Source organism: Gilliamella sp. GillExp13, from assembly GCF_001690815.1.
GTDB lineage: Bacteria > Pseudomonadota > Gammaproteobacteria > Enterobacterales > Orbaceae > Gilliamella > Gilliamella bombi.
Genome location: NZ_LZHJ01000028.1, coordinates 1 through 19,005, shown reverse-complemented (window position 1 = coordinate 19,005; position 19,005 = coordinate 1). Strand labels below are relative to the sequence as shown.

Annotated in this window: 17 protein-coding genes; 5 read left to right on the top strand and 12 right to left on the bottom strand. The window is 35.2% G+C overall.

Going from position 1 to position 19,005, the window contains the following annotated elements:
* Window positions 1–22 precede the first annotated feature (22 nt).
* Complete coding sequence (xseA, locus tag A9G37_RS02285) at window positions 23–1,357, top strand: exodeoxyribonuclease VII large subunit (RefSeq protein ID WP_065574513.1); 1,335 nt, start codon at window positions 23–25, stop codon at window positions 1,355–1,357.
* A gap of 125 nt (window positions 1,358–1,482) precedes the next feature.
* Window positions 1,483–3,153, top strand: coding sequence for an Hsp70 family protein (locus tag A9G37_RS02280; protein ID WP_065574512.1), 1,671 nt, complete (start codon window positions 1,483–1,485; stop codon window positions 3,151–3,153).
* A gap of 67 nt (window positions 3,154–3,220) precedes the next feature.
* On the opposite strand, the gene A9G37_RS02275 is transcribed toward A9G37_RS02280, so the two are convergent.
* Both A9G37_RS02275 and A9G37_RS02270 read right to left on the bottom strand, forming a co-directional pair.
* Complete coding sequence (locus tag A9G37_RS02275) at window positions 3,221–5,926, bottom strand: J domain-containing protein (protein ID WP_065574511.1); 2,706 nt, start codon at window positions 5,924–5,926, stop codon at window positions 3,221–3,223.
* Window positions 5,923–6,621, bottom strand: coding sequence for a DUF1266 domain-containing protein (locus A9G37_RS02270; RefSeq protein ID WP_065574510.1), 699 nt, complete (start codon window positions 6,619–6,621; stop codon window positions 5,923–5,925). Before A9G37_RS02270 ends, A9G37_RS02275 begins: the two co-directional genes overlap by 4 nt.
* Window positions 6,622–6,861: 240 nt before the next feature.
* On the opposite strand from A9G37_RS02270, the gene dolP reads away from it, so the two are divergent.
* Window positions 6,862–7,440 carry a division/outer membrane stress-associated lipid-binding lipoprotein gene (gene dolP, locus A9G37_RS02265; RefSeq protein ID WP_065574509.1) on the top strand — a complete coding sequence of 193 codons (579 nt, stop codon included), beginning with the start codon at window positions 6,862–6,864 and terminating at the stop codon, window positions 7,438–7,440.
* Window positions 7,441–7,484: 44 nt separating this feature from the next.
* Here dolP and csdE read toward each other — a convergent pair whose 3' ends face one another.
* The 5 genes from csdE to A9G37_RS02240 all read right to left on the bottom strand — a co-directional run bounded on the left by csdE (window position 7,485) and on the right by A9G37_RS02240 (window position 12,550).
* Complete coding sequence (gene csdE / locus A9G37_RS02260) at window positions 7,485–7,880, bottom strand: cysteine desulfurase sulfur acceptor subunit CsdE (protein WP_065574508.1); 396 nt, start codon at window positions 7,878–7,880, stop codon at window positions 7,485–7,487.
* 68 nt (window positions 7,881–7,948) lie between these two features.
* Window positions 7,949–9,160: a cysteine desulfurase CsdA gene (gene csdA / locus A9G37_RS02255; protein ID WP_065574507.1), complete on the bottom strand. Its 1,212-nt coding sequence runs from the start codon at window positions 9,158–9,160 to the stop codon at window positions 7,949–7,951.
* Window positions 9,129–10,007: a U32 family peptidase gene (locus A9G37_RS02250; protein ID WP_065574506.1), complete on the bottom strand. Its 879-nt coding sequence runs from the start codon at window positions 10,005–10,007 to the stop codon at window positions 9,129–9,131. The genes csdA and A9G37_RS02250 overlap by 32 nt, the downstream gene beginning before the upstream one ends.
* Window positions 10,008–10,092: 85 nt before the next feature.
* Window positions 10,093–11,088: a ubiquinone anaerobic biosynthesis protein UbiU gene (ubiU, locus tag A9G37_RS02245; protein WP_065561694.1), complete on the bottom strand. Its 996-nt coding sequence runs from the start codon at window positions 11,086–11,088 to the stop codon at window positions 10,093–10,095.
* 481 nt (window positions 11,089–11,569) lie between these two features.
* Window positions 11,570–12,550 (bottom strand): hypothetical protein, encoded by a 981-nt coding sequence (locus A9G37_RS02240; protein WP_065574505.1) that lies wholly within the window; start codon window positions 12,548–12,550, stop codon window positions 11,570–11,572.
* 683 nt (window positions 12,551–13,233) lie between these two features.
* Between A9G37_RS02240 and A9G37_RS02235 the strand changes: the two genes are divergently transcribed.
* Entirely contained in the window at window positions 13,234–13,608 is a 375-nt protein-coding gene (locus A9G37_RS02235; RefSeq protein ID WP_065574504.1) for a hypothetical protein, read from the top strand.
* 202 nt (window positions 13,609–13,810) lie between these two features.
* Here A9G37_RS02235 and dnaJ read toward each other — a convergent pair whose 3' ends face one another.
* Together dnaJ and dnaK are read right to left on the bottom strand one after the other, a co-directional pair.
* Entirely contained in the window at window positions 13,811–14,929 is a 1,119-nt protein-coding gene (gene dnaJ / locus A9G37_RS02230; protein ID WP_065574503.1) for a molecular chaperone DnaJ, read from the bottom strand.
* Window positions 14,930–15,056: 127 nt separating this feature from the next.
* Window positions 15,057–16,973 carry a molecular chaperone DnaK gene (gene dnaK, locus A9G37_RS02225; RefSeq protein ID WP_065574502.1) on the bottom strand — a complete coding sequence of 639 codons (1,917 nt, stop codon included), beginning with the start codon at window positions 16,971–16,973 and terminating at the stop codon, window positions 15,057–15,059.
* Between the two features lie 228 nt (window positions 16,974–17,201).
* Between dnaK and satP the strand changes: the two genes are divergently transcribed.
* Window positions 17,202–17,780 carry an acetate uptake transporter gene (satP, locus tag A9G37_RS02220; protein ID WP_065574501.1) on the top strand — a complete coding sequence of 193 codons (579 nt, stop codon included), beginning with the start codon at window positions 17,202–17,204 and terminating at the stop codon, window positions 17,778–17,780.
* A gap of 70 nt (window positions 17,781–17,850) precedes the next feature.
* On the opposite strand, the gene A9G37_RS02215 is transcribed toward satP, so the two are convergent.
* The 3 genes from A9G37_RS02215 to A9G37_RS02205 form a co-directional block, all read right to left on the bottom strand.
* Window positions 17,851–18,177: a hypothetical protein gene (locus A9G37_RS02215; protein ID WP_065574500.1), complete on the bottom strand. Its 327-nt coding sequence runs from the start codon at window positions 18,175–18,177 to the stop codon at window positions 17,851–17,853.
* A 159-nt stretch (window positions 18,178–18,336) separates the two neighbouring features.
* Complete coding sequence (locus A9G37_RS02210; RefSeq protein ID WP_065574499.1) at window positions 18,337–18,657, bottom strand: IS30 family transposase; 321 nt, start codon at window positions 18,655–18,657, stop codon at window positions 18,337–18,339.
* The coding region (locus tag A9G37_RS02205) for an IS30 family transposase (protein WP_141671014.1) at window positions 18,626–19,005 on the bottom strand (380 nt) is incomplete at its 5' end. The genes A9G37_RS02205 and A9G37_RS02210, both read right to left, overlap by 32 nt.

Below are 19,005 nucleotides of genomic sequence, written 5' to 3'. Positions count from 1 at the left end.
TAGTTGTAATAAGGACAATAGCATGCAAAGCAATTCGATTTTATCAGTGAAAGATCTTAATCAAATGGTTAAAGAGTTGCTTTGTGATGCTATTGGTCAGATCTGGTTAATAGGTGAAATATCAAACTTTTCACGTCCATCATCAGGTCATTGGTATTTTTCGTTAAAAGACGATAGTGCACAAGTACGCTGTGCTATGTTTCGCAACAGCAATTTTCGTGCAGGTTTTATCCCACAAAATGGGCAACAAGTTTTAGTTAGGGCCACAGTAACACTATATGAGGCACGTGGCGAATACCAACTGGTTATTGATAAAATCCAAGCAGCAGGTACGGGATTATTACAGCAAAAGTTTGAGCAACTAAAACAAAAGCTGTCTGAGGAAGGTTTATTTGATTCTACCAATAAACAATTATTACCAGAAAACATTCGTACAGTTGGAATTATCACCTCATCAACAGGTGCGGCATTGCATGATATTTGTCAGATATTAAAACGCCGAGATCCAAGTTTGCATTTAATTATTTACCCAACGCAAGTTCAGGGCAATGAAGCGGCAGGGCAAATCGCTAACATGATTCACATTGCCAACATTCGTCAAGAATGTGATGTATTAATTGTTGGACGAGGTGGTGGCTCGCTTGAAGACTTATGGTCATTTAATGAAGAAGTGGTAGCCAGAGCTATTTTTGCTAGTCAAATACCGATTGTGAGTGCGGTTGGGCATGAGATTGATTTTACGATTGCCGATTTTGTGGCTGATGTTAGAGCGGCAACCCCATCTGCGGCAGCCGAGCTTGTTAGTCGAGACAGTTTACAACAAGTAAAGCGTTTACAAGTTCAACAGCAGCATTTAACCATGGCAATGGATTATTATTTAATGCAATGCCGAGAAAAACTCAATAAATGGCGACATCAATTACAGACTCAACATCCGCAAACAAAGCTAGAAAAACAATTAAATCAACTTTTAGCTTATCGCCATTCATTATCTGAAAATATTCAGCAATATTTGCTCAGACTATCAAATCGCCATAATTCACTCGATAAAAGACTATTACGAGTATCTCCACAAAATAATATTACCTATTTAGGGCAACTTACTTGGCAAAAACAACAGCAATTAATTAATTTAATTAAACAAAAGTTAATAAAATCACAACATCAATTTGTTTTACAAACTTCTCAACTTAACAACGTTAGTCCGCTAGCTACTCTCGAACGAGGTTATTCAGTTACCACCGTCCAAGACAACACAGTAGTTCGTCGCTCTGAACAAGTCACGGTGGGTGACATTATCGTAACAAGGCTGAAAAAAGGTAAACTTGTTAGTCAAATTATAAAAATTAACGAATAAAATAATTATATTTAAAGATTATAGATAAATCTATTTTACTAATCTTTAGTATCATTTTTGCAATTCTGGTGATCGCTAGTATATAATCTAAACAATAGGGAATTATTATATTATTTAGAGAGTTTATGCATTATCCAATCGGTATTGATTTAGGCACTACAAACAGTTTAATTTGTGTTTGGCAAGATGGTAAACCAGTCCTCATTCCTAATTCAATTGGTGAAGTTATTACACCATCTGCAGTTAGTGTTGATGAAGACGATTCTATTTTAGTCGGTCATGCGGCATTGTCTCGTTTAACCACTCATCCAAATCGCAGTGCAGCAGCATTTAAACGCTTTTTAGGTTCAAATAAAGTTTTCGAATTAGGTGACAAAAAATTTACGCCAACTGAGCTTTCAGCCATAATTTTAAAATCATTGAAAGCAGATGCAGAGGCTTTTTTAAACCAAGAAGTTCGTGATGTTGTCATTTCTGTTCCTGCTTATTTTAATGATGAACAACGTAAGCAAACTCGCTTTGCTGCCGAGTTAGCTGGATTAAATGCTGTACGCTTAATCAATGAACCAACAGCAGCCGCTATGGCATACGGATTACATGAAGATCAATCGGGTAATACTTTAGTATTTGATTTAGGTGGTGGTACGTTTGATGTAACAGTGCTTGAATATTCAATGCCCATTATTGAAGTACATGCTTCTGCAGGTGATAACTATTTAGGTGGTGAAGATTTTACCCAAGAGCTTGTTAAAGTTTGCTTAAGTAAATGGAACCTTAAAAAGCAAGATATTCCGACCGATGATTATGCTCGCCTGTTAGATTTAGCCGAACAACTAAAATGCAAATTAAATGGTGAAGAATCACATACTTTAACTTGGTTTTGGCAAGATAAGAAGTGGCAATTTTCCTTAAACGAAAGCCGAGCTAAAACACTATGGTTACCACTACTTAATCGACTAAGAGCACCAATTGAACAAGCATTAAGTGATGCCCGATTAAAACCTAATCAACTTGAACATATCGTATTAGTCGGCGGTTCATCGCAATTAGGTGTGGTACGAGAACTGGTTACTAAATTATTTGGTAAATTACCCTATCGCCACATAAACCCGACAACGATCGTGGCACAAGGTGCTGCAGTTCAAGCGGCTTGTCGATTGCGAAATGCTGATGTTGAAGAAGTTATTCTTACTGATGTGTGTCCTTATACGCTAGGGATTGAAAGTTGTTCAAATAATGTCAGTGGGCTATTTTCACCCATTATTGAACGTAATACCATTGTGCCAACATCAAAAGTAAAAACATTTTACACAACACACCCTCAACAAAAAGTGATATGTATTTCGGTTTATCAAGGTGAAAATCCACGCGTTGAAAATAATGTTTTAATTGATGAGTTTGAAGTGCCTCTAACGCCAATGGAAAGAACACAAGGAATTGATGTCCGCTTTAGTTATGATCTAAATGGCTTATTAGAAGTTGATGTGGTTTTGCTTGAAACAGGTAAGCAACATGGAAAAGTAATTGATCATAGTCCAATTGGATTAACAGACAAACAAAAACAAGACAGTCATGATCGCTTGAAAGCACTTAAAATTCACCCTCGTGACGAAATGCCGAATCGTACCTTATTGGCAAGGCTAGAACGTGCATGGGCACAATCATTGGGTGATGAGAGGCTATTGATTGGATCATATATCGAAGCTTTTATGGAAGTATTAAATAGACAAAACCCTGAAGAAATTAACGAAATTCGTTGTGAAATTGAATCTAATCTACAAGATCTAAATCGATAACCAATAAAATTTTAAAAAATATAAAAAGTCCTCTTTTTTATCTCTAAAAAAGAGGACTTTATTTTGTTTACTTTTCCTTTTCTTTGGTTGTTTCTTCTACCGGTGGTCCAAAACGGTTAGTGTGTTTGATGCCAGAACCCCAAAATGGCATAAAAAATAAGAAAGAAGCCAACATTTGGGTCACAAAACCGATGAGCGGTTCTCCTTTATCAATATCATTAAAACGTCGTTTTAAAGCAAAAACCATATTGGTTACAGCAATAGAATAACAAATCATAGAAAAAGTAGGACTATTCAATTCAAAATTGTTGTTAAATACGGTCATCAATCCTAACACAATGAAGCTACAACATAATTGTATAATAAAACCTTTTATATTAGTTCGCCCTTTCCAACGCCAAAACTGCCACCATTTATTTTTAGGTAATGGCTGTGATTCCAGTTTTTGTTGATTTTCATGATTTTTTGCTATAAGTAATGACGCACAAAGCCGTAAGACTAAATCATTGTCACTGTTGTTTTTAAACTTGTATAACCTTTCAAGTTCACTTTCATCGCATATACCGTAAGAGTTAGATAAACGTTTAGCAATGGTTACTATTTCATCAACCAGTTCGGTATAATTGTATTTTATTTTATCATCAGATGATAGTGACTCCCAATTTTTTGGTAGAGCTATTGATATTTTTATTAACTCTTTATTATCGCCAGTAATATCTTGTAACATTGTATTTAATTTTGTTTTTTGATTGGGCTTATTAAATACTATGGTGTATAAAATCATCAAGTAGAGAGGGTTTTGTTTCGCTAATTTAGGATGCCATACTTGTTCAAATTTTTGCTCAATTTCGTTAAAATCAATGCTATCAGGTGTATCATCAATATACGATTCAATTGAATTTGGATAATTTATTAAAATGCAATCAATTAACTTACTGTCATTGTTAATCAGATTATATAACTCTGTTTCATTTTGCCAGTTTCCTTGTTTAAAAATATTAATAAGAGGGGATAGTAAATTGTCATCCGGTAGTTGGAATGTATTATTTTCAGTTTGAAGATATTTGGCCGTTGCAAAGGGTTGATTGGCAATTGATATAACTAATAAACAATTACGATACCATTGCCAATAGGCATTTTTATTACTTGAACAGATAGAAGCATCTGGGGGAGCTGGTAGTTTGTAAGGTATTCGTATTGTAAGAAAAGCTACCCAATCATACATTTCCATATATGAATACTCTAAATTATTATAAAGATGAAATATGGCAACATAAGGCAAATAATCAAGCCTATCTAGCCATAAACGACAATAAAAACAATGATTATCTTCAGAGTTAGGATCAAATTTAGCTGGGATAGGCGCATTTTCATCACTATCATATAGCCAAGCTTTAAACTCTTGTACGGGTGGTAGTTCTGATAACCATGTTAGGTTTTGTCGTGCTTGCCGTTGTAAATTTTGCAAAATAAATTGTTCAAATGGATCATCGCTGCGTTCATCAAGAATTTCTTGCAATAACCTTTCATTACCGTGGCGAAGCATGATGGCATGGCGATATAAGCGATACAATCGATTGGTACCGTCATCAAGTAACAGCATGGATAAAACTTGTCTATAATTCCAATTTACATTTAACGCCCAATCAATAAAATTGGCTATTTCAGGGGAATAATCGCTAGCCTCTAGTCCTGCTAATCGTGAAACAGTTGTTGCTGTTAGCTGAGGTATTGCATTTAAATAATTTTCAGTATTATTTATAACAATACAGTAAGAATTATTAAGAGCCATAACTAATAATGGTAAGTAATTTTTTTCAAAATAAAAACACCACCCCACTATCCAACCTTCTGCTTTTTGTTGATAATGACCTGAATAGTACAACTCTAACCAAGCTTGTAAGGCATTTTGTTTATCTTCGAGCAAACTATATTGGATAGCGGCAATATATTTCCACTCGATAATAATATTTTCATCTTTATCGCCTTCGGCAATGCATTTTAAAGCATAATCTAAAATAGATTGATTTTTTAGGCTCGCAGTACTATGCCAATGAGCAAATTCGAGCATAAATTTCTTATCATCAGGAAGATAAATAATGGTATCTTGAGCTAAAAATGCATAAACATCTTCTGATCTACGTTCCCAAAATAACCATTTGGCATTATATATATAATCGATAGTTGCATTTTGTAGTGTTTTATTGGTTGTTGGCAAACATGTGTAATCAAATAAATCACCGCGATCAATATGATTTAAATAACTATCATACTTTTCAAAATCATCGGTAAATTGGATCATTAGCTGTTGTCGCCAACGTAAACTATCAGCTAATAGTTTGACACATGACTCTGATATATTTTTTGATTCATAACTTATTTCTAGCAATCGCCATTTTACAGAATCAATAACTGCCATTGAGTAGTCATAAAATGAACCAATAAATTTTTGCCACTCGTTAACATTAAAACAGCGTCGAGGATCATCTAACAATGTTTGATAAGCCTCACAAATTTCATTGGCTTTAAGCTGTTCTTCTGTTAAGGATACTGATACTTCTTGTTGTTCTGATTCAGACTTAGGTTCATCGGCCATTGTTTCGGGCGATTGTGCATATTTTATTGCTGACTCATAGGCTTCGCGTAATGCTTTAAAACCATCGGGATCAGTTTCAGGATGATATGAAGGTAATTGTGCTCGATATGCTTGACGAATAGCCACTTGAACGGTTGTTTTTTCAATGCCTAACAGTTGCCAAATATTTTCATTCATGACCAATCATACTCCATTAGTGACTCAGGTTTTTCTAGTTCTTCAATATCTATATACCAAGATAAACGATTATGTGGGGCATCTTTATCTTCATGTAAATTTGCCATGGTATGAGCGCGTGATGCTCGAGTCAATTCACAGCGTAATGTTTCTAAGTCTTCTTTGCTATTGAGTGATATCCAATATTGATAACCAACAAACCAGCCTGTAAAGTAATGGTGCCAGTTTCTATAATAATATTGACAACGGAGTCCTATTCGAGAAAGGATCCATAAGGCCTCTTGTTCGGTGATATATTTATTAGTAATACCATTTCGTAAGATATATCCCATTCGAGCATAATCCCAACTACGGATACCTGCAGTACCACACACAGAAAAGCTTTGTTTGACAAAATCAAGCAAAACTTTTTGATAGTCATCTTGTTCTTGATAATGGTCATACCAATCAAATTCGGAAAGTCGAGAATACATCAAATAATATTTAGACAATGCTGAAGCGTGCCCATCATCAACCATGCCGAACACACAGTTAAGTAAAGTTTCACGGGAATCAATAGCCCAACTCTCTTTCATATCAACAAAATCTCGATCTGGATAAAAAAATGGCGAAGTATAACTAGCTCCATTTTCTATGTTTATTACAACCATTGGTGCAGATAAACCATATAGCCAATCAACACAATCTTGATTCATATTTGTATTCCAATCATCTAATTTATTTTATTTATTACCAAAAGATAGCAGGTTTTACACTAAAATAACAATTGAAATTCAAACAGAAATTTATGGTGTGGTTAAGTTTAATAAAATATAAATACTGCTATAAGCTAGCATAAATCATAAAATTATTTGCAAATCAATATCTACAAGGCATAATACAAACAATTTATTGGAATTTGATTATTACAGAGTAATAAATCATAAGGAGTTATAATGAAAAAAGTTAGCTTAATAGTAATGTTAATTTCTTGCGCATTAACATTACAAGGCTGCGTTGCTGCCGTTATAGGAATTGGTGCAGGGGCTACGGCAAAAGTTGCAACCGATCCTCGTACTGCGGGTACTCAAGTTGATGATACAACACTTAGTTCACGCATGAGCATGAAAATAAAAAATAATGGACCATTTTTTATTGGCTCTCGTATCGTTACGAGTGCTTATGGCAGTAATATTCTGTTAACTGGACAAGCAAATAATGAACAAGTTGAAAAAGCTGAAAGTCTTGCTTATCAAGTTGAAGGAGTAAAAAAAGTCTATAACCAAATTCGTATTGGAGAGCCTGTTGGTGCAGGGACTATTACCAATGATACATGGATAACGACTCAAGTTAAATCTCAGTTAGTTTTAGATGCCAAAACAAAAGCTCGCAAAATTAAAGTAGTAACTGAAAACGGCGAAGTTTTCTTAATTGGTATTGTTACGTCAGAAGAAGGTAAAGTAGCAGCCGAAATTGCAAGTAAAGTCCGTGGTGTAAAAAAAGTGATCACACTATATACGTATACTGAAGATTAAATAGTGACTATACAAAAGACAGGGGGGGCGATTAGCCCCCTTTTTTATACAACTGATTTAATGCGCTCAATTAATTTAGTAAGCCCTTGCAAACGAGATTGGCTTAACTCATCAGAAATTTTCAGTTGGCTTAATAAGGTTCGAAAATTGAGCATAGCAATTTCTTGCGCTGTTTTATTATTAGCGACAATAATTAAGATTGCCAATAATCCTTTCACTATTCGACCTTCACTATCACCACTAAAAACATAGGTATCATCTGTCTGTTTTTGATAAGTCAACCAAACTCGGTTTTCGCAGCCATTGACTTGATTTTGCGCTGTCTTTTGCTCTTCAGGAAAATCAGGCAATTGCTTTGCTAACATCACTAACTGTCGATAACGATCTTGCCAATTATGTTGCTTTGTGAATAATTCGGCTAAGCTTTGCTGTGATAGCATAATATTGACCTATTTACGGTTAAATGTTTGTAAAAAAGTTTCAGGAAACTATACGTTTCAGTATAAAATCACACTAATATTTCAATTACATTTTGCAATACTGAAATAAATTTATCCACATCTTGCTGATTATTATATGGCATCAATGAAACACGAACCGCTCCGTGGCATCCTAATTTATTCATCAAAGGCTGGGCACAAAGCTCACCAGTACGGATGGCAATATTTTGTTCACTTAACAAAATAGCAATATCATTATGATGAATATTATTGATATTAAAAGTGATTATCGGGCTATCATCCACACTATAAAATTGAATATCGGCAAATTGGTTTAGTTGTGATTTTGCATAATAAGCTAGCTGTTTTGTGTAGTTTTCAGCTTGCTCATTATCCCAACTTTTTAACCACTCAAGTACGGAATTAAAACCAACAATACCTGCAATATTAGGCGTACCAGCTTCAAATTTATAAGGAAGATCTTCTTGAATAAAATCATCAAACGAAGCACTTTTTAGCATTTTACCGCCACCATGCCAAACCGACATTAGCTCAAGTAATGCCTTTTTACCATATAAAACGCCAAGCCCCGTTGGACCATACAATTTATGGGTAGAAAAGGCATAAAAATCGATATCTAATTGGTTAACATTAATTGCATGATGAACAACACCTTGCGCACCATCCACCATTAAAACCGCATCATATTGATGAACAATGTTGCTTATTGTAGCTAAATCAGGACAAAATCCAGTTACGTTTGACATTTGAGTCACTGCAACAATCTTGGTCTTAGCTGACATTAGCGACGATAACTCATTAACATCCAACGACCACTTAACGACTTTAGCCCCCGTTTGCTTAGCCACAATCAACCAAGGTAACAAATTACTATGATGCTCTAATTCACTCACAATAATTTCATCATCAGGTTGTAACAGCGATCGAGCATAGCTTTGCGCAATTAAGTTAATTGACTCAGTTGCACCCCGTGTCCAGATAATGTCAGCACTACTATTAGCGTGAACCAAATCGGCAACATTTTGTCTTGCCTTATCAATTGTTGCAGTTACTTGCAAAGCATCTTGGTGTAAACTACGTTTTGCAGTAGCAGTATTCTGGGCATAATACACAAGTGTCGCATCAATCATTGATAGCGGTTTAAGTGCTGTTGCTGCCGAATCAAGATATACGCTTTCACTATTAAGTGCAGGAAAATTTGCCCGAAACTGTTCAGGCAGAAAATGCTTATTGGGTAAGTTCAAGTCCGGCAATCCCATTCCAGTAACCATTACAATCTCGGTTATGTTCAATTTGTAGTGGATTTAATCCATCCTCGTTAGCTTTAAACTGCTTAATAATATCAAGTGTTTCAATACCAAGTGGTGAAATCCTAACGATATCAACCAACCCTTTCATCTCTTTTAGATTATTTCCCAAATTGTAACAATAACCGCTTTGAGTCTGAATGCCGTTTAACACAAATACTTTCTGTTGTTCTTGTGAAAACACCTCACGTCCAACAGGATAGTTAATACAACAAGTTTCGCATTTATCTTTAGGCTTATCTTCCGATCTTGCGGTAAAACAGCGAGCTGAATAAGCTAAAGGTAAATAACCATAACTAAACACTTCAACTTCAAAATTTCGTGCGATATTTAAACTCTCAAACTGTTTAAGCACATTACTCAACCAATCACGAGAAAGCTCAACCGGCATACACCAGCGAACCATACCTTGTTTTTGTAATAATTTTAAAGTTAAAGCGTTATAACAGTTAATAGCCGGACCTGCAACAAAGGGTAATTTATGCTCATGCGCAACATTAATGGCAGCTAAATCGTTTGCTTCGACTAAAAACTCCCCATTATTAACCAATTGGCGTAAGTCATTTAATTCTGATGGTGCTTCAAGTAAAGCTAATGTAGAAAGCACTACCTGTTTACCGGATTTAGCAATCTCTTTTGCTAATTCAATCCAGTTTGGTACTTTCATTTCACGGCGCTTGGTACAAACCGTTTCGCCCATATAAATAATATCCGCTTGACTCTCTTTGGCGGCATAATAAAAAGCTTCTGTTTCAGTTTTAGGCCAATAATAAAGTACTGGTCCTAATGCGTATTTCATGGTTTTGCTCACTATATTTATGTTAGATCTTTCTCAATGATTTACGTTGATGCTGTTAGCACATTACCTATTGCTAACTCACACCTTATTGCCATTTACGGTGATAAGCGCCTAATGTTGTTTGTGTTCCTTCTGACACCGAACCAAGCGTATCGATCCAGCGTTGTTCGGCTTGGAAAGATTGCGGATTAGCCTTATAGCGATCGATAGCCTGTCTCCATACTTTTGTCACTTGCTCGACATAAGCTGGGCTACGCTGACGACCTTCTATTTTGACCGATGCGATATTAGCAGCAAACAGTTCAGGCAATAGCTCAATGGTATTTAAACTTGTTGGCTCCTCGATAGGATGATAAAGCTCCTGACCAACAAAATAACGACCTTTACATAGCGTTGGATAACCTGCGTTCTCGCCTTTCTTGTGGCAATCAATTAACACATTATTCAGTCTTGATTCCAGTCCTTTCTCAGTTTCTTCCCAACGAACAAATTTGGCAGGCGAACAAGCGCCAACGGTATTAGGGGATTCGCCAGTTAAGTAAGATGACAAATAACATCGACCTTCCGCCATAATACACAAACTACCAAAAGCAAACACTTCAAGCGGAACTGGCGAAACTTGTGATAACTGTTTAACTTGATGCATCGAAAGTACGCGTGGCAAAACAATGCGATGTACCTGAAAATTATTATAGTAAAACTTAATCGACTCCTCATTGGTCGACGACGCTTGTACAGAAACATGACGCTCAAGATTAGGGTGTTTTTCAGCCGCATAATCAAGCATAGCAAGATCGGCAATAATTAAAGCATCAGCACCAATATTAGCCGCAGTATCAACCGCATATTGCCAACGCTGAAAATTTTCTGGATGGGCAAAAGTATTAATAGCAATATGCAATTTTTTGCCGTGTTTGTGTACATAATCAGAAGCTTCAATCAATCGCTTTTCATTAAAATTTAAACCAGCAAAATGACGGGCATTGGTATCGTCTTTCAAACCAATATAAACAGCATCAGCGCCATTATCAATGGCCACTTTTAATGATGGTAAAGATCCCGCTGGACAAAGAAGTTCCATAATTATTCCTAACTCAATTTTTATAGTTTATACGCTCTGTATTATGCAATAATTCCGAGTGTAATGCGAATAGAAAGCGGTGGTTATGCTTAAAAAATGGATAGTATACTATAACCATTGCCGAAAATATGATATGGGTAATTTAACTTTTATAAATAGCGGAAAAAATACGGTGGAGTAGAAAGTTCAGATATCAAACGCTTAAAAGAACTTGAGACCGAAAATCACAAAATTAAACAGATGTTTGCCGAATTAAATTTAAAATCACAGCTTCAGGAAGAAATCATAAAAGAATGTATGCCCATCAAGGAACAAAAACATGGGCAAAAGAGCTACAAGCCACTAAATCAATCCAATTGTCATGAGCTCTTACTATTATCAACCTAAGTTATTGGATGATTACTTTGGTATTAAACGATATAGCTGAAAAAAATTTACGCTGTGGTTTCCTAATGAAAGTAAGTTTTTCCCGACCGATCGGTTAGTTTGTTATTTGTTTAACTAATTGGAGTACTGACTGTTTATTTCCTACATACCATAGCATATTTCTTACACCTTCACTAAAACTGTTTTGGCAATGAATTCCTTGCTCATCAGCACGTAAAGCAAAATTAATAGCATCTTCTAATTCATAAACAAGTGAAAGTGTCTCTTTACTATCAACATCAACTATAACATTAAGTGCATAACAATAATTTTCATGTCCTAACAAAGAATTAGCCGCTTCATTACGATGCACTAACATTTTAAGATCTGTTAATTCAAATACAATCCATTGATCTTCTTGAATATTAAATATACCGGTATGTTTTAAATCTTCTTTCCATGACCGTTCAAAAATAGTTACAAATTGGTTAGCAGGAATTGTGGTAGCACTCTGATCTATCTTTAAAAAATCAACAGCTTCTACTCTAACAGCAAAATCATATTCACCTAATAGATGATCGAGATAGACTAATGCCATCGTTTCTGCCTGTTTTATCATATTTTCAGGGACTGTCTTAGCAAACATAATACCGATAGATATTTTACGACAACTTTCTTTGTATTGAATTAATAAATCAGTTGCACCTAATGAAAAAGAACTCTCTTTAGATTTTATAACAAATGTATCTACATTATTAATGCGCTGACGAAATGCTTCTACTTCGAAAAACTGAAGATCAGGTGCTTGTCGGGAAATTTCTATTACATATTCGAAGCGTTCAATTTTTCCATCCGCAGTAAAAAGAATTTTATGTTTCTTAGTATCCCCTACAGTAATTTCAGCAATGACATCTAACTGATTTTCATATAATAGATTATTAATGTTTTTCATTATATCTAAAATATCAAGTTCATTAAGAGATTGTTCAGAATTTTTTACCTGTTGCCAAAAATCTCGAATCATCGCACTTAAATGATCTTGTGAGCTTTGTTGCTCTTTTGGTGTGTTTTTAATATCAGGCGGTGATTTTTCCAAAACTTTTTGAAAAACATATACTTTACCCTATCAACTCAATAAGAATCATACAAAACTAGTATTAATAATACACTATATTCATTTAAATTTTATAACTATTAATCATCTAATAAGATAATTAATTAAAATATTAACGATATAATATTCAGCAATATGATTATCAATATCAGACTAAAGTGTTAAATCAATAGCATTATCTTGTTGTAATTTAGTGCTAACTTCAAATTATTTTGAAAATGTTCTAAAAAGATTCAAGACATAGATTTGCCAGTATCTAGAATTATAGTGCATAACATCATATCTACTACTTATTCAAGTATTTTATTTAGTTTCTTATTTTTAGTTACTTAATAAGCTGATTTTTTAAATCAGTGAGAGCATAGCTGCTTGTTAAAGCTCTAGCTATTTTTTCGAATAAACTTCTTGCAAAAGATTTAAAGGTTATAGCAAATTAACCTTCTGAAAAATATTTTAACATATTGAAAAACTTTTATATTTATCAGCTTAGCCTTGCTTTGTTATTTTGCATCCCAACCTGTTAGACTGATGGTTTAACAAAAGAGCAGGCGGAAAACCTTGAACTTGCAGGGGTTAAGTTTGGAATAACCGAACCGGAACTGGTTGAATTACTCAAAAACAAATATCACCTTTCTGAAAATGACATAAAAATTAGTGAAATGAAAATGCGATTACCGCCATCAAAAATAGGCAAAAAATCAATAATTGAAGGCACAATCAAAAGCTATGAAATAACTTTAAATGCCAACAATCAAGACGAAAAATTAACAATTAGACTTGAAGATGACTTAGAGCGTAACCCTACCCAATTGGTTGTGTTCAATGTTTATAAAAAAATGGCATACGCAGCAGAAATAGAGCAGAAAGTTTATAAAGAATTAACCCAAAAATATGGTAAAGAAGAATATAAAAACATAGTAGGGGATAAAATATGGAGCTATAAACCATACGCTTTACATCTATCCCGAGAAACTGACGGTAAGTTTTATGTCGCAATTTTGACCGAAAAATATCGCAAGCAAAAAACAGGATCGTTGTAAAAACGAAATAATTGCATAAACGGTTAATTTGGCTAAAAAACACCAAAAACTTTAATAAAGTTAATACCTGCATTAACTAATTTTTGCCTAAAAGTTTTTTGTTTTTGTGAATAAATAGGGATGGGTGTAGAGGTGTTAATGTTGGCTAACACACGATTGAACAAGTGATTTTACTGTTCAATCGTGCTTTTACTATATCCAATTAACCAAAAAACTTTTTCACTTTGTCAAAGAAGCTTTTTTCTTTGGGACTGTGTTTAGAGTTTTTATCAGCTTTAAAGCTTTCACCTAACTCCTTTAGTAACTCTTTTTGTTTACTGGTTAAATTAACTGGTGTTTCAACTACAACATGGCAGTAAAGATCACCGACAGCATTACCACGCAATGATTTTATGCCTTTGCCTCGTAGTCGGAACATTTTTCCTGTTTGAGTTTCAGCAGGAATTGTTAAGCTGACCTTGCCATTAAGTGTTGGCACTTCAACTTCGCCACCAAGTGATGCTAATACAATATTGATTGGAATTTCGCAATGTAAGTTTGTACCATCTCGCTCAAAAATAGCATGTGGTTTGACTTGTACTTGTACATATAAATCACCAGATGGCGCACCATTTAATCCAGCTTCACCTTCACCAGAAAGTCGGATACGATTTCCTGTATCAACACCAGCAGGAATAGTAACAGATAATGTTTTTGTTTTTTGTACTCGGCCTTCACCGTGACATTTTTTACATGGATTTTTAACTACTTTACCACGACCATGACAAGTTGGGCACTCTTGCTGCACAGCAAAAAAGCCTTGGCGCATTTGTACAACACCAGCACCATGACATGTGTTACACGTTACCACATCAGAAGGCTTTTCGGTTCCTTGTCCATGGCAAGTATCACAGCTTACCCATGTTGGGACTTTAATTTCTTTACTAACACCTGCAGCAGCTTCTTCTAATGTTAGTGTGATATTGTATTGTAAGTCATTGCCGCGAGATGCAGTTTGTCCACGACCTCGACCACCACCAAAGAAATCACTGAATATATCGTCAAAAGCTCCGCCGCCAAATCCACCAAAGCCTCCTGCACCGCCTTGACCTTGTTCAAAAGCAGCATGGCCATATTGATCATAAGCCGCCTTTTTTTGCGGATCGGTTAGGACTTCGTAAGCTTCTTTAACTTCTTTGAATTTTTCTTCAGCTTCAGCTTTGTTATCCTGATTTTTATCAGGATGATATTTCATGGCTAGGCGTTTATAGGCTTTTTTTATCTCACTTTCACTGGCACTTTTACTAACGCCCAATGTTTCATAATAATCTTTCTTCGCCATAATTAACCTTTATTTTTATCTGTTTTCATAAACAACTAAACGGGCTTGAGTTACCTCTCGCCCGTTTAATGTATTACATGTTTAAAACTTGTTGGAATAACTCATTAAAAAACATAGTAACTAATGATTATTTTTTATTATCATCAACTTCTTTGAAGTCTGCATCAACAACATCATCTTGCGCAGTAGGGCTTCCGCTATTTGATTCCGCACCTTGAGCTGCTTGAGCTTGTTGTTGTGCTAATTCAAGCAATTTTTTAGAAGCTTCCATTAATGTAGTAATTTTCGCTTCAATTTCTGCTTTATCTTCGCCACGAGTGGCAACTTCTAAAGCACTTACAGCATCTTCAATTGCTTTTTTATCATCAGCTGATAACTGCTCACCTGCTTCAGTCACTTGTTTACGTGTTGAATGAACTAGATGATCTGCTTGATTACGAGTTTGAGCTAGTTCTTCAAATTTACGGTCTGCATCAGCATTTGCTTCTGCGTCGTTTACCATTTTTTGAATCTCTTCTTCACTTAATCCTGAAGAGGCTTTAATCGTAATTTTTTGTTCACGCCCAGTGTTTTTGTCTTTAGCTGATACATGTAAAATACCGTCAGCATCAATATCAAAAGTAACCTCAATTTGTGGCATACCGCGAGGTGCAGGTTGAATACCGTCTAGGTTGAATTGACCTAATGATTTATTATCACCCGCACGTTTACGTTCGCCTTGTAATACATGAATGGTTACTGCTGATTGATTATCTTCAGCTGTTGAGAACACTTGACTATGTTTTGTTGGAATAGTTGTGTTCTTTTCAATTAAAGTTGTCATTACACCACCCATAGTCTCAATACCTAAAGACAATGGAGTTACATCAAGTAATAAAACATCTTTAACATCACCACCAAGTACACCACCTTGAACAGCCGCACCAACAGCAACCGCTTCGTCAGGGTTTACATCTTTACGTGGCTCTTTACCAAAGAAGTCAGCAACCGCTTTTTGAACCATTGGCATACGAGTTTGCCCACCAACAAGAATAACGTCTTTAATGTCAGAAACAGAAAGACCTGCATCTTGTAATGCTGTTTTTACAGGATCCATTGAACGTTTAACTAAATCTTCTACTAATGATTCTAATTTAGCGCGAGTCACTTTAATATTTAAATGTTTTGGACCACTTGCATCAGCAGTGATATAAGGTAAATTAATATCAGTTTGTTGCGCTGATGATAATTCAATTTTCGCTTTTTCTGCCGCTTCTTTTAATCGTTGCATTGCTAGCGGATCATTTTTTAGATCGAAGTTTTGTTCACGTTTAAATTCGTCAACTAAATAATTGATTAAGCGTGAGTCAAAATCTTCACCACCTAAGTGAGTATCACCATTTGTTGCTAATACTTCAAAGGTTTTTTCGCCATCAACGTCGTCGATTTCGATAATAGAAATATCAAATGTACCACCACCAAGGTCATAAACCGCTATAGTTCGGTTACCTACATCTTTATCTAAACCATAAGCAAGCGCTGCAGCTGTTGGTTCGTTGATGATACGTTTTACATCAAGTCCTGCAATACGACCAGCATCTTTAGTTGCTTGACGTTGCGCATCGTTAAAATAAGCAGGTACAGTAATAACCGCTTCAGTCACCGCTTCACCAAGATAATCTTCTGCTGTTTTCTTCATTTTTTTCAATACTTCAGCAGAAATTTGTGGTGGTGCAATTTTTTGACCTTTAACATCAACCCATGCGTCGCCATTGTCAGCTTTTACGATCTTATATGGCATGATGCTAACGTCACGTTGTACTTCGGCATCTTCAAAACGACGACCAATTAAACGTTTAATTGCAAATAGTGTATTTTGTGGATTGGTTACTGCTTGACGTTTTGCTGGTTGACCAACTAAGATTTCTCCATCTTGTGTGTAAGCAATAATGGAGGGGGTTGTACGATCGCCTTCAGCGTTTTCTAATACTTTTGCTTGACCATTGTCCATTACAGCAACACATGAATTTGTTGTACCTAAATCAATACCAATAATTTTACCCATAATCTTTTCTCCTCAAAACCTGTATTTTATTTCTTGTATATAAGTCTTAAATTTTAATTTTCAATCCTTTACTTCACAAAGAAATGCTTTTTGTTTTCACATAAATGGGAACGTTATTATTAATATCAAGGGGCAAAAAAAAATAATTTTTCTAAAACCTTGATTATAGCGTTTTCTACACTTATTATTGCCGCTCTTTAATCATCTTACTTAATTTATAGGATCCTTATGGAACAAACAAAACTTGCAAATCCTGGCCCTCTTGGCTTAATGGGATTTGGTATGACAACAATTTTATTAAATATTCATAATGCTGGATTTTTTCCTGCTATGACAGTAATTGTCTCAATGGGTATTTTTTATGGAGGCCTTGCGCAAGTCATTGCTGGCATTTTAGAATTTCGAAAAGGTAATACGTTTGGTACAACGGCATTTACTTCTTATGGTTTCTTTTGGATTGCGTTAGTGGGTATTTGGTATTTACCAACTTCACCAGCAACAGTGCCATCAGATGCCACTTTTGTTGGTATTTTCCTTGCATTATGGGGAATTTTTACTGGCTTTATGTTTATTGGTACATTAAAAGGCAACCGCGCATTACAATTTGTTTTTGCTAGTTTAACCGTTTTATTTGCTTTATTAGCTATTGGTAATATTTCAGGTAACCATGGCATTATTCATATTGCAGGTTTTGAAGGCATTATTTGTGGAGCAAGTGCTGTTTATCTAGCAATGGCAGAAGTGATTAATGAGCAATTCGGTCGTACAGTTTTACCGATTGGTGCACCTAAAGGCGCTGCACATTAATTGATATATCACCCCTACCTAATTATTTTGGTTGGGGTGATTTCTTATCTTCACAATAACGTTACCTCTACTATTTATCATTATCGCTACTTATCAATGCTCGACTTATTTCAAGCAGCGATTTAGTATGTTTGTTTATCACTTTATCGGACAAGTAGTTATCTTTTGCGCTATGGGCATTTTTTATAACAATTTTACCATTTTCATCTATATCACCCGATGTGATCATGATGTAATTAGGTAGTTGTGTTTCCATTTTGCCACTGTAAAAAGTAATATTTTCTAGTTGTAGATTTGATTGTTGCGGTTTTAGAAATATCAACTCGTTACCATTGCCAATACTATCGATAAAAATAAATTTTTTGTTTTTCATTTGGTTAGAATAGCTTTCCAACATTTTTAAACCATATTGGTTACTATTGCCACCATCACATAAAACAAAAGCTATTTTTTTCTTCTCTTTTTTATTAAGTTTATTAATTAAATTTATGATGGTAATAATGCTTGATGAATTACAAACAAAGTTCTTTTTGTTAGGAATGCCACTTTTAAATTCCTAGATTACACCATGAAGTGCAATTCTTCTTAACTCCTTAGAATAAAAATCGGCAGGGCTTTTAAACTTATGCCGTTTTCTTGGGCGTGTGTTCAATAGATATTGTATTTTCTTTATCTGTTTGTCGTCAACTAATGAAATGGCCGCTGACTTAGGTATAAACTGACGTATTAAGCCATTGGTGTTTTCATTTGTGCCTCTTTGCCAGCTTTTATAAGGCTCCGCAAAGTACACGGTGGTGTTTAAATAATACTCAATAGCATGATGATAATTAAATTCGGTTCCATTATCAAATGGTGATGCTTTTAACCATTTTTTCAAACGGCGTTAGCAATTTTATTATCATATCTCTCGTTTCGGAGGCGGTACGTTGATTGAGGCGCCCAATTAATACTAGCCCTGTTTTGCGTTCAACTAATGTCACCAATGCTTGCTTGTCTTTACGGCTAATAATCGTATCTCCCTCCCAATGTCCTCGCGTTTTCCGGCTTTCTACATAACTTGGACGTTGTTTAATTGACCGTTTATAACGGCGGTCTCCTTCTTTAATACTCGGTGCCTTACAATGCCTATAGGCTTTGCCTTTTCGCCTTAGATAAGGTTTGAATTGTTCATAGCGCGCTTTATTTTGATAAAGATAGTTATAGATTGATTGGACGCTGACTTTCT

Excerpts from the sequence above, each read along its gene's own strand:
- A9G37_RS02280 (WP_065574512.1), top strand. The coding sequence starts at position 1,483 with ATGCATTATCCAATCGGTATTGATTTAGGCACTACAAACAGTTTAATT.
- A9G37_RS02235 (WP_065574504.1), top strand. The coding sequence starts at position 13,234 with ATGCGATTACCGCCATCAAAAATAGGCAAAAAATCAATAATTGAAGGC.
- ubiU (WP_065561694.1), bottom strand. The coding sequence starts at position 11,088 with ATGGAACTTCTTTGTCCAGCGGGATCTTTACCATCATTAAAAGTGGCC.
- csdE (WP_065574508.1), bottom strand. The coding sequence starts at position 7,880 with ATGCTATCACAGCAAAGCTTAGCCGAATTATTCACAAAGCAACATAAT.
- A9G37_RS02250 (WP_065574506.1), bottom strand. The coding sequence starts at position 10,007 with ATGAAATACGCATTAGGACCAGTACTTTATTATTGGCCTAAAACTGAA.
- satP (WP_065574501.1), top strand. The coding sequence starts at position 17,202 with ATGGAACAAACAAAACTTGCAAATCCTGGCCCTCTTGGCTTAATGGGA.
- A9G37_RS02270 (WP_065574510.1), bottom strand. The coding sequence starts at position 6,621 with ATGAATCAAGATTGTGTTGATTGGCTATATGGTTTATCTGCACCAATG.
- A9G37_RS02275 (WP_065574511.1), bottom strand. The coding sequence starts at position 5,926 with ATGAATGAAAATATTTGGCAACTGTTAGGCATTGAAAAAACAACCGTT.
- csdA (WP_065574507.1), bottom strand. The coding sequence starts at position 9,160 with ATGGGATTGCCGGACTTGAACTTACCCAATAAGCATTTTCTGCCTGAA.
- dolP (WP_065574509.1), top strand. The coding sequence starts at position 6,862 with ATGAAAAAAGTTAGCTTAATAGTAATGTTAATTTCTTGCGCATTAACA.
- A9G37_RS02215 (WP_065574500.1), bottom strand. The coding sequence starts at position 18,177 with ATGTTGGAAAGCTATTCTAACCAAATGAAAAACAAAAAATTTATTTTT.
- dnaK (WP_065574502.1), bottom strand. The coding sequence starts at position 16,973 with ATGGGTAAAATTATTGGTATTGATTTAGGTACAACAAATTCATGTGTT.
- xseA (WP_065574513.1), top strand. The coding sequence starts at position 23 with ATGCAAAGCAATTCGATTTTATCAGTGAAAGATCTTAATCAAATGGTT.
- dnaJ (WP_065574503.1), bottom strand. The coding sequence starts at position 14,929 with ATGGCGAAGAAAGATTATTATGAAACATTGGGCGTTAGTAAAAGTGCC.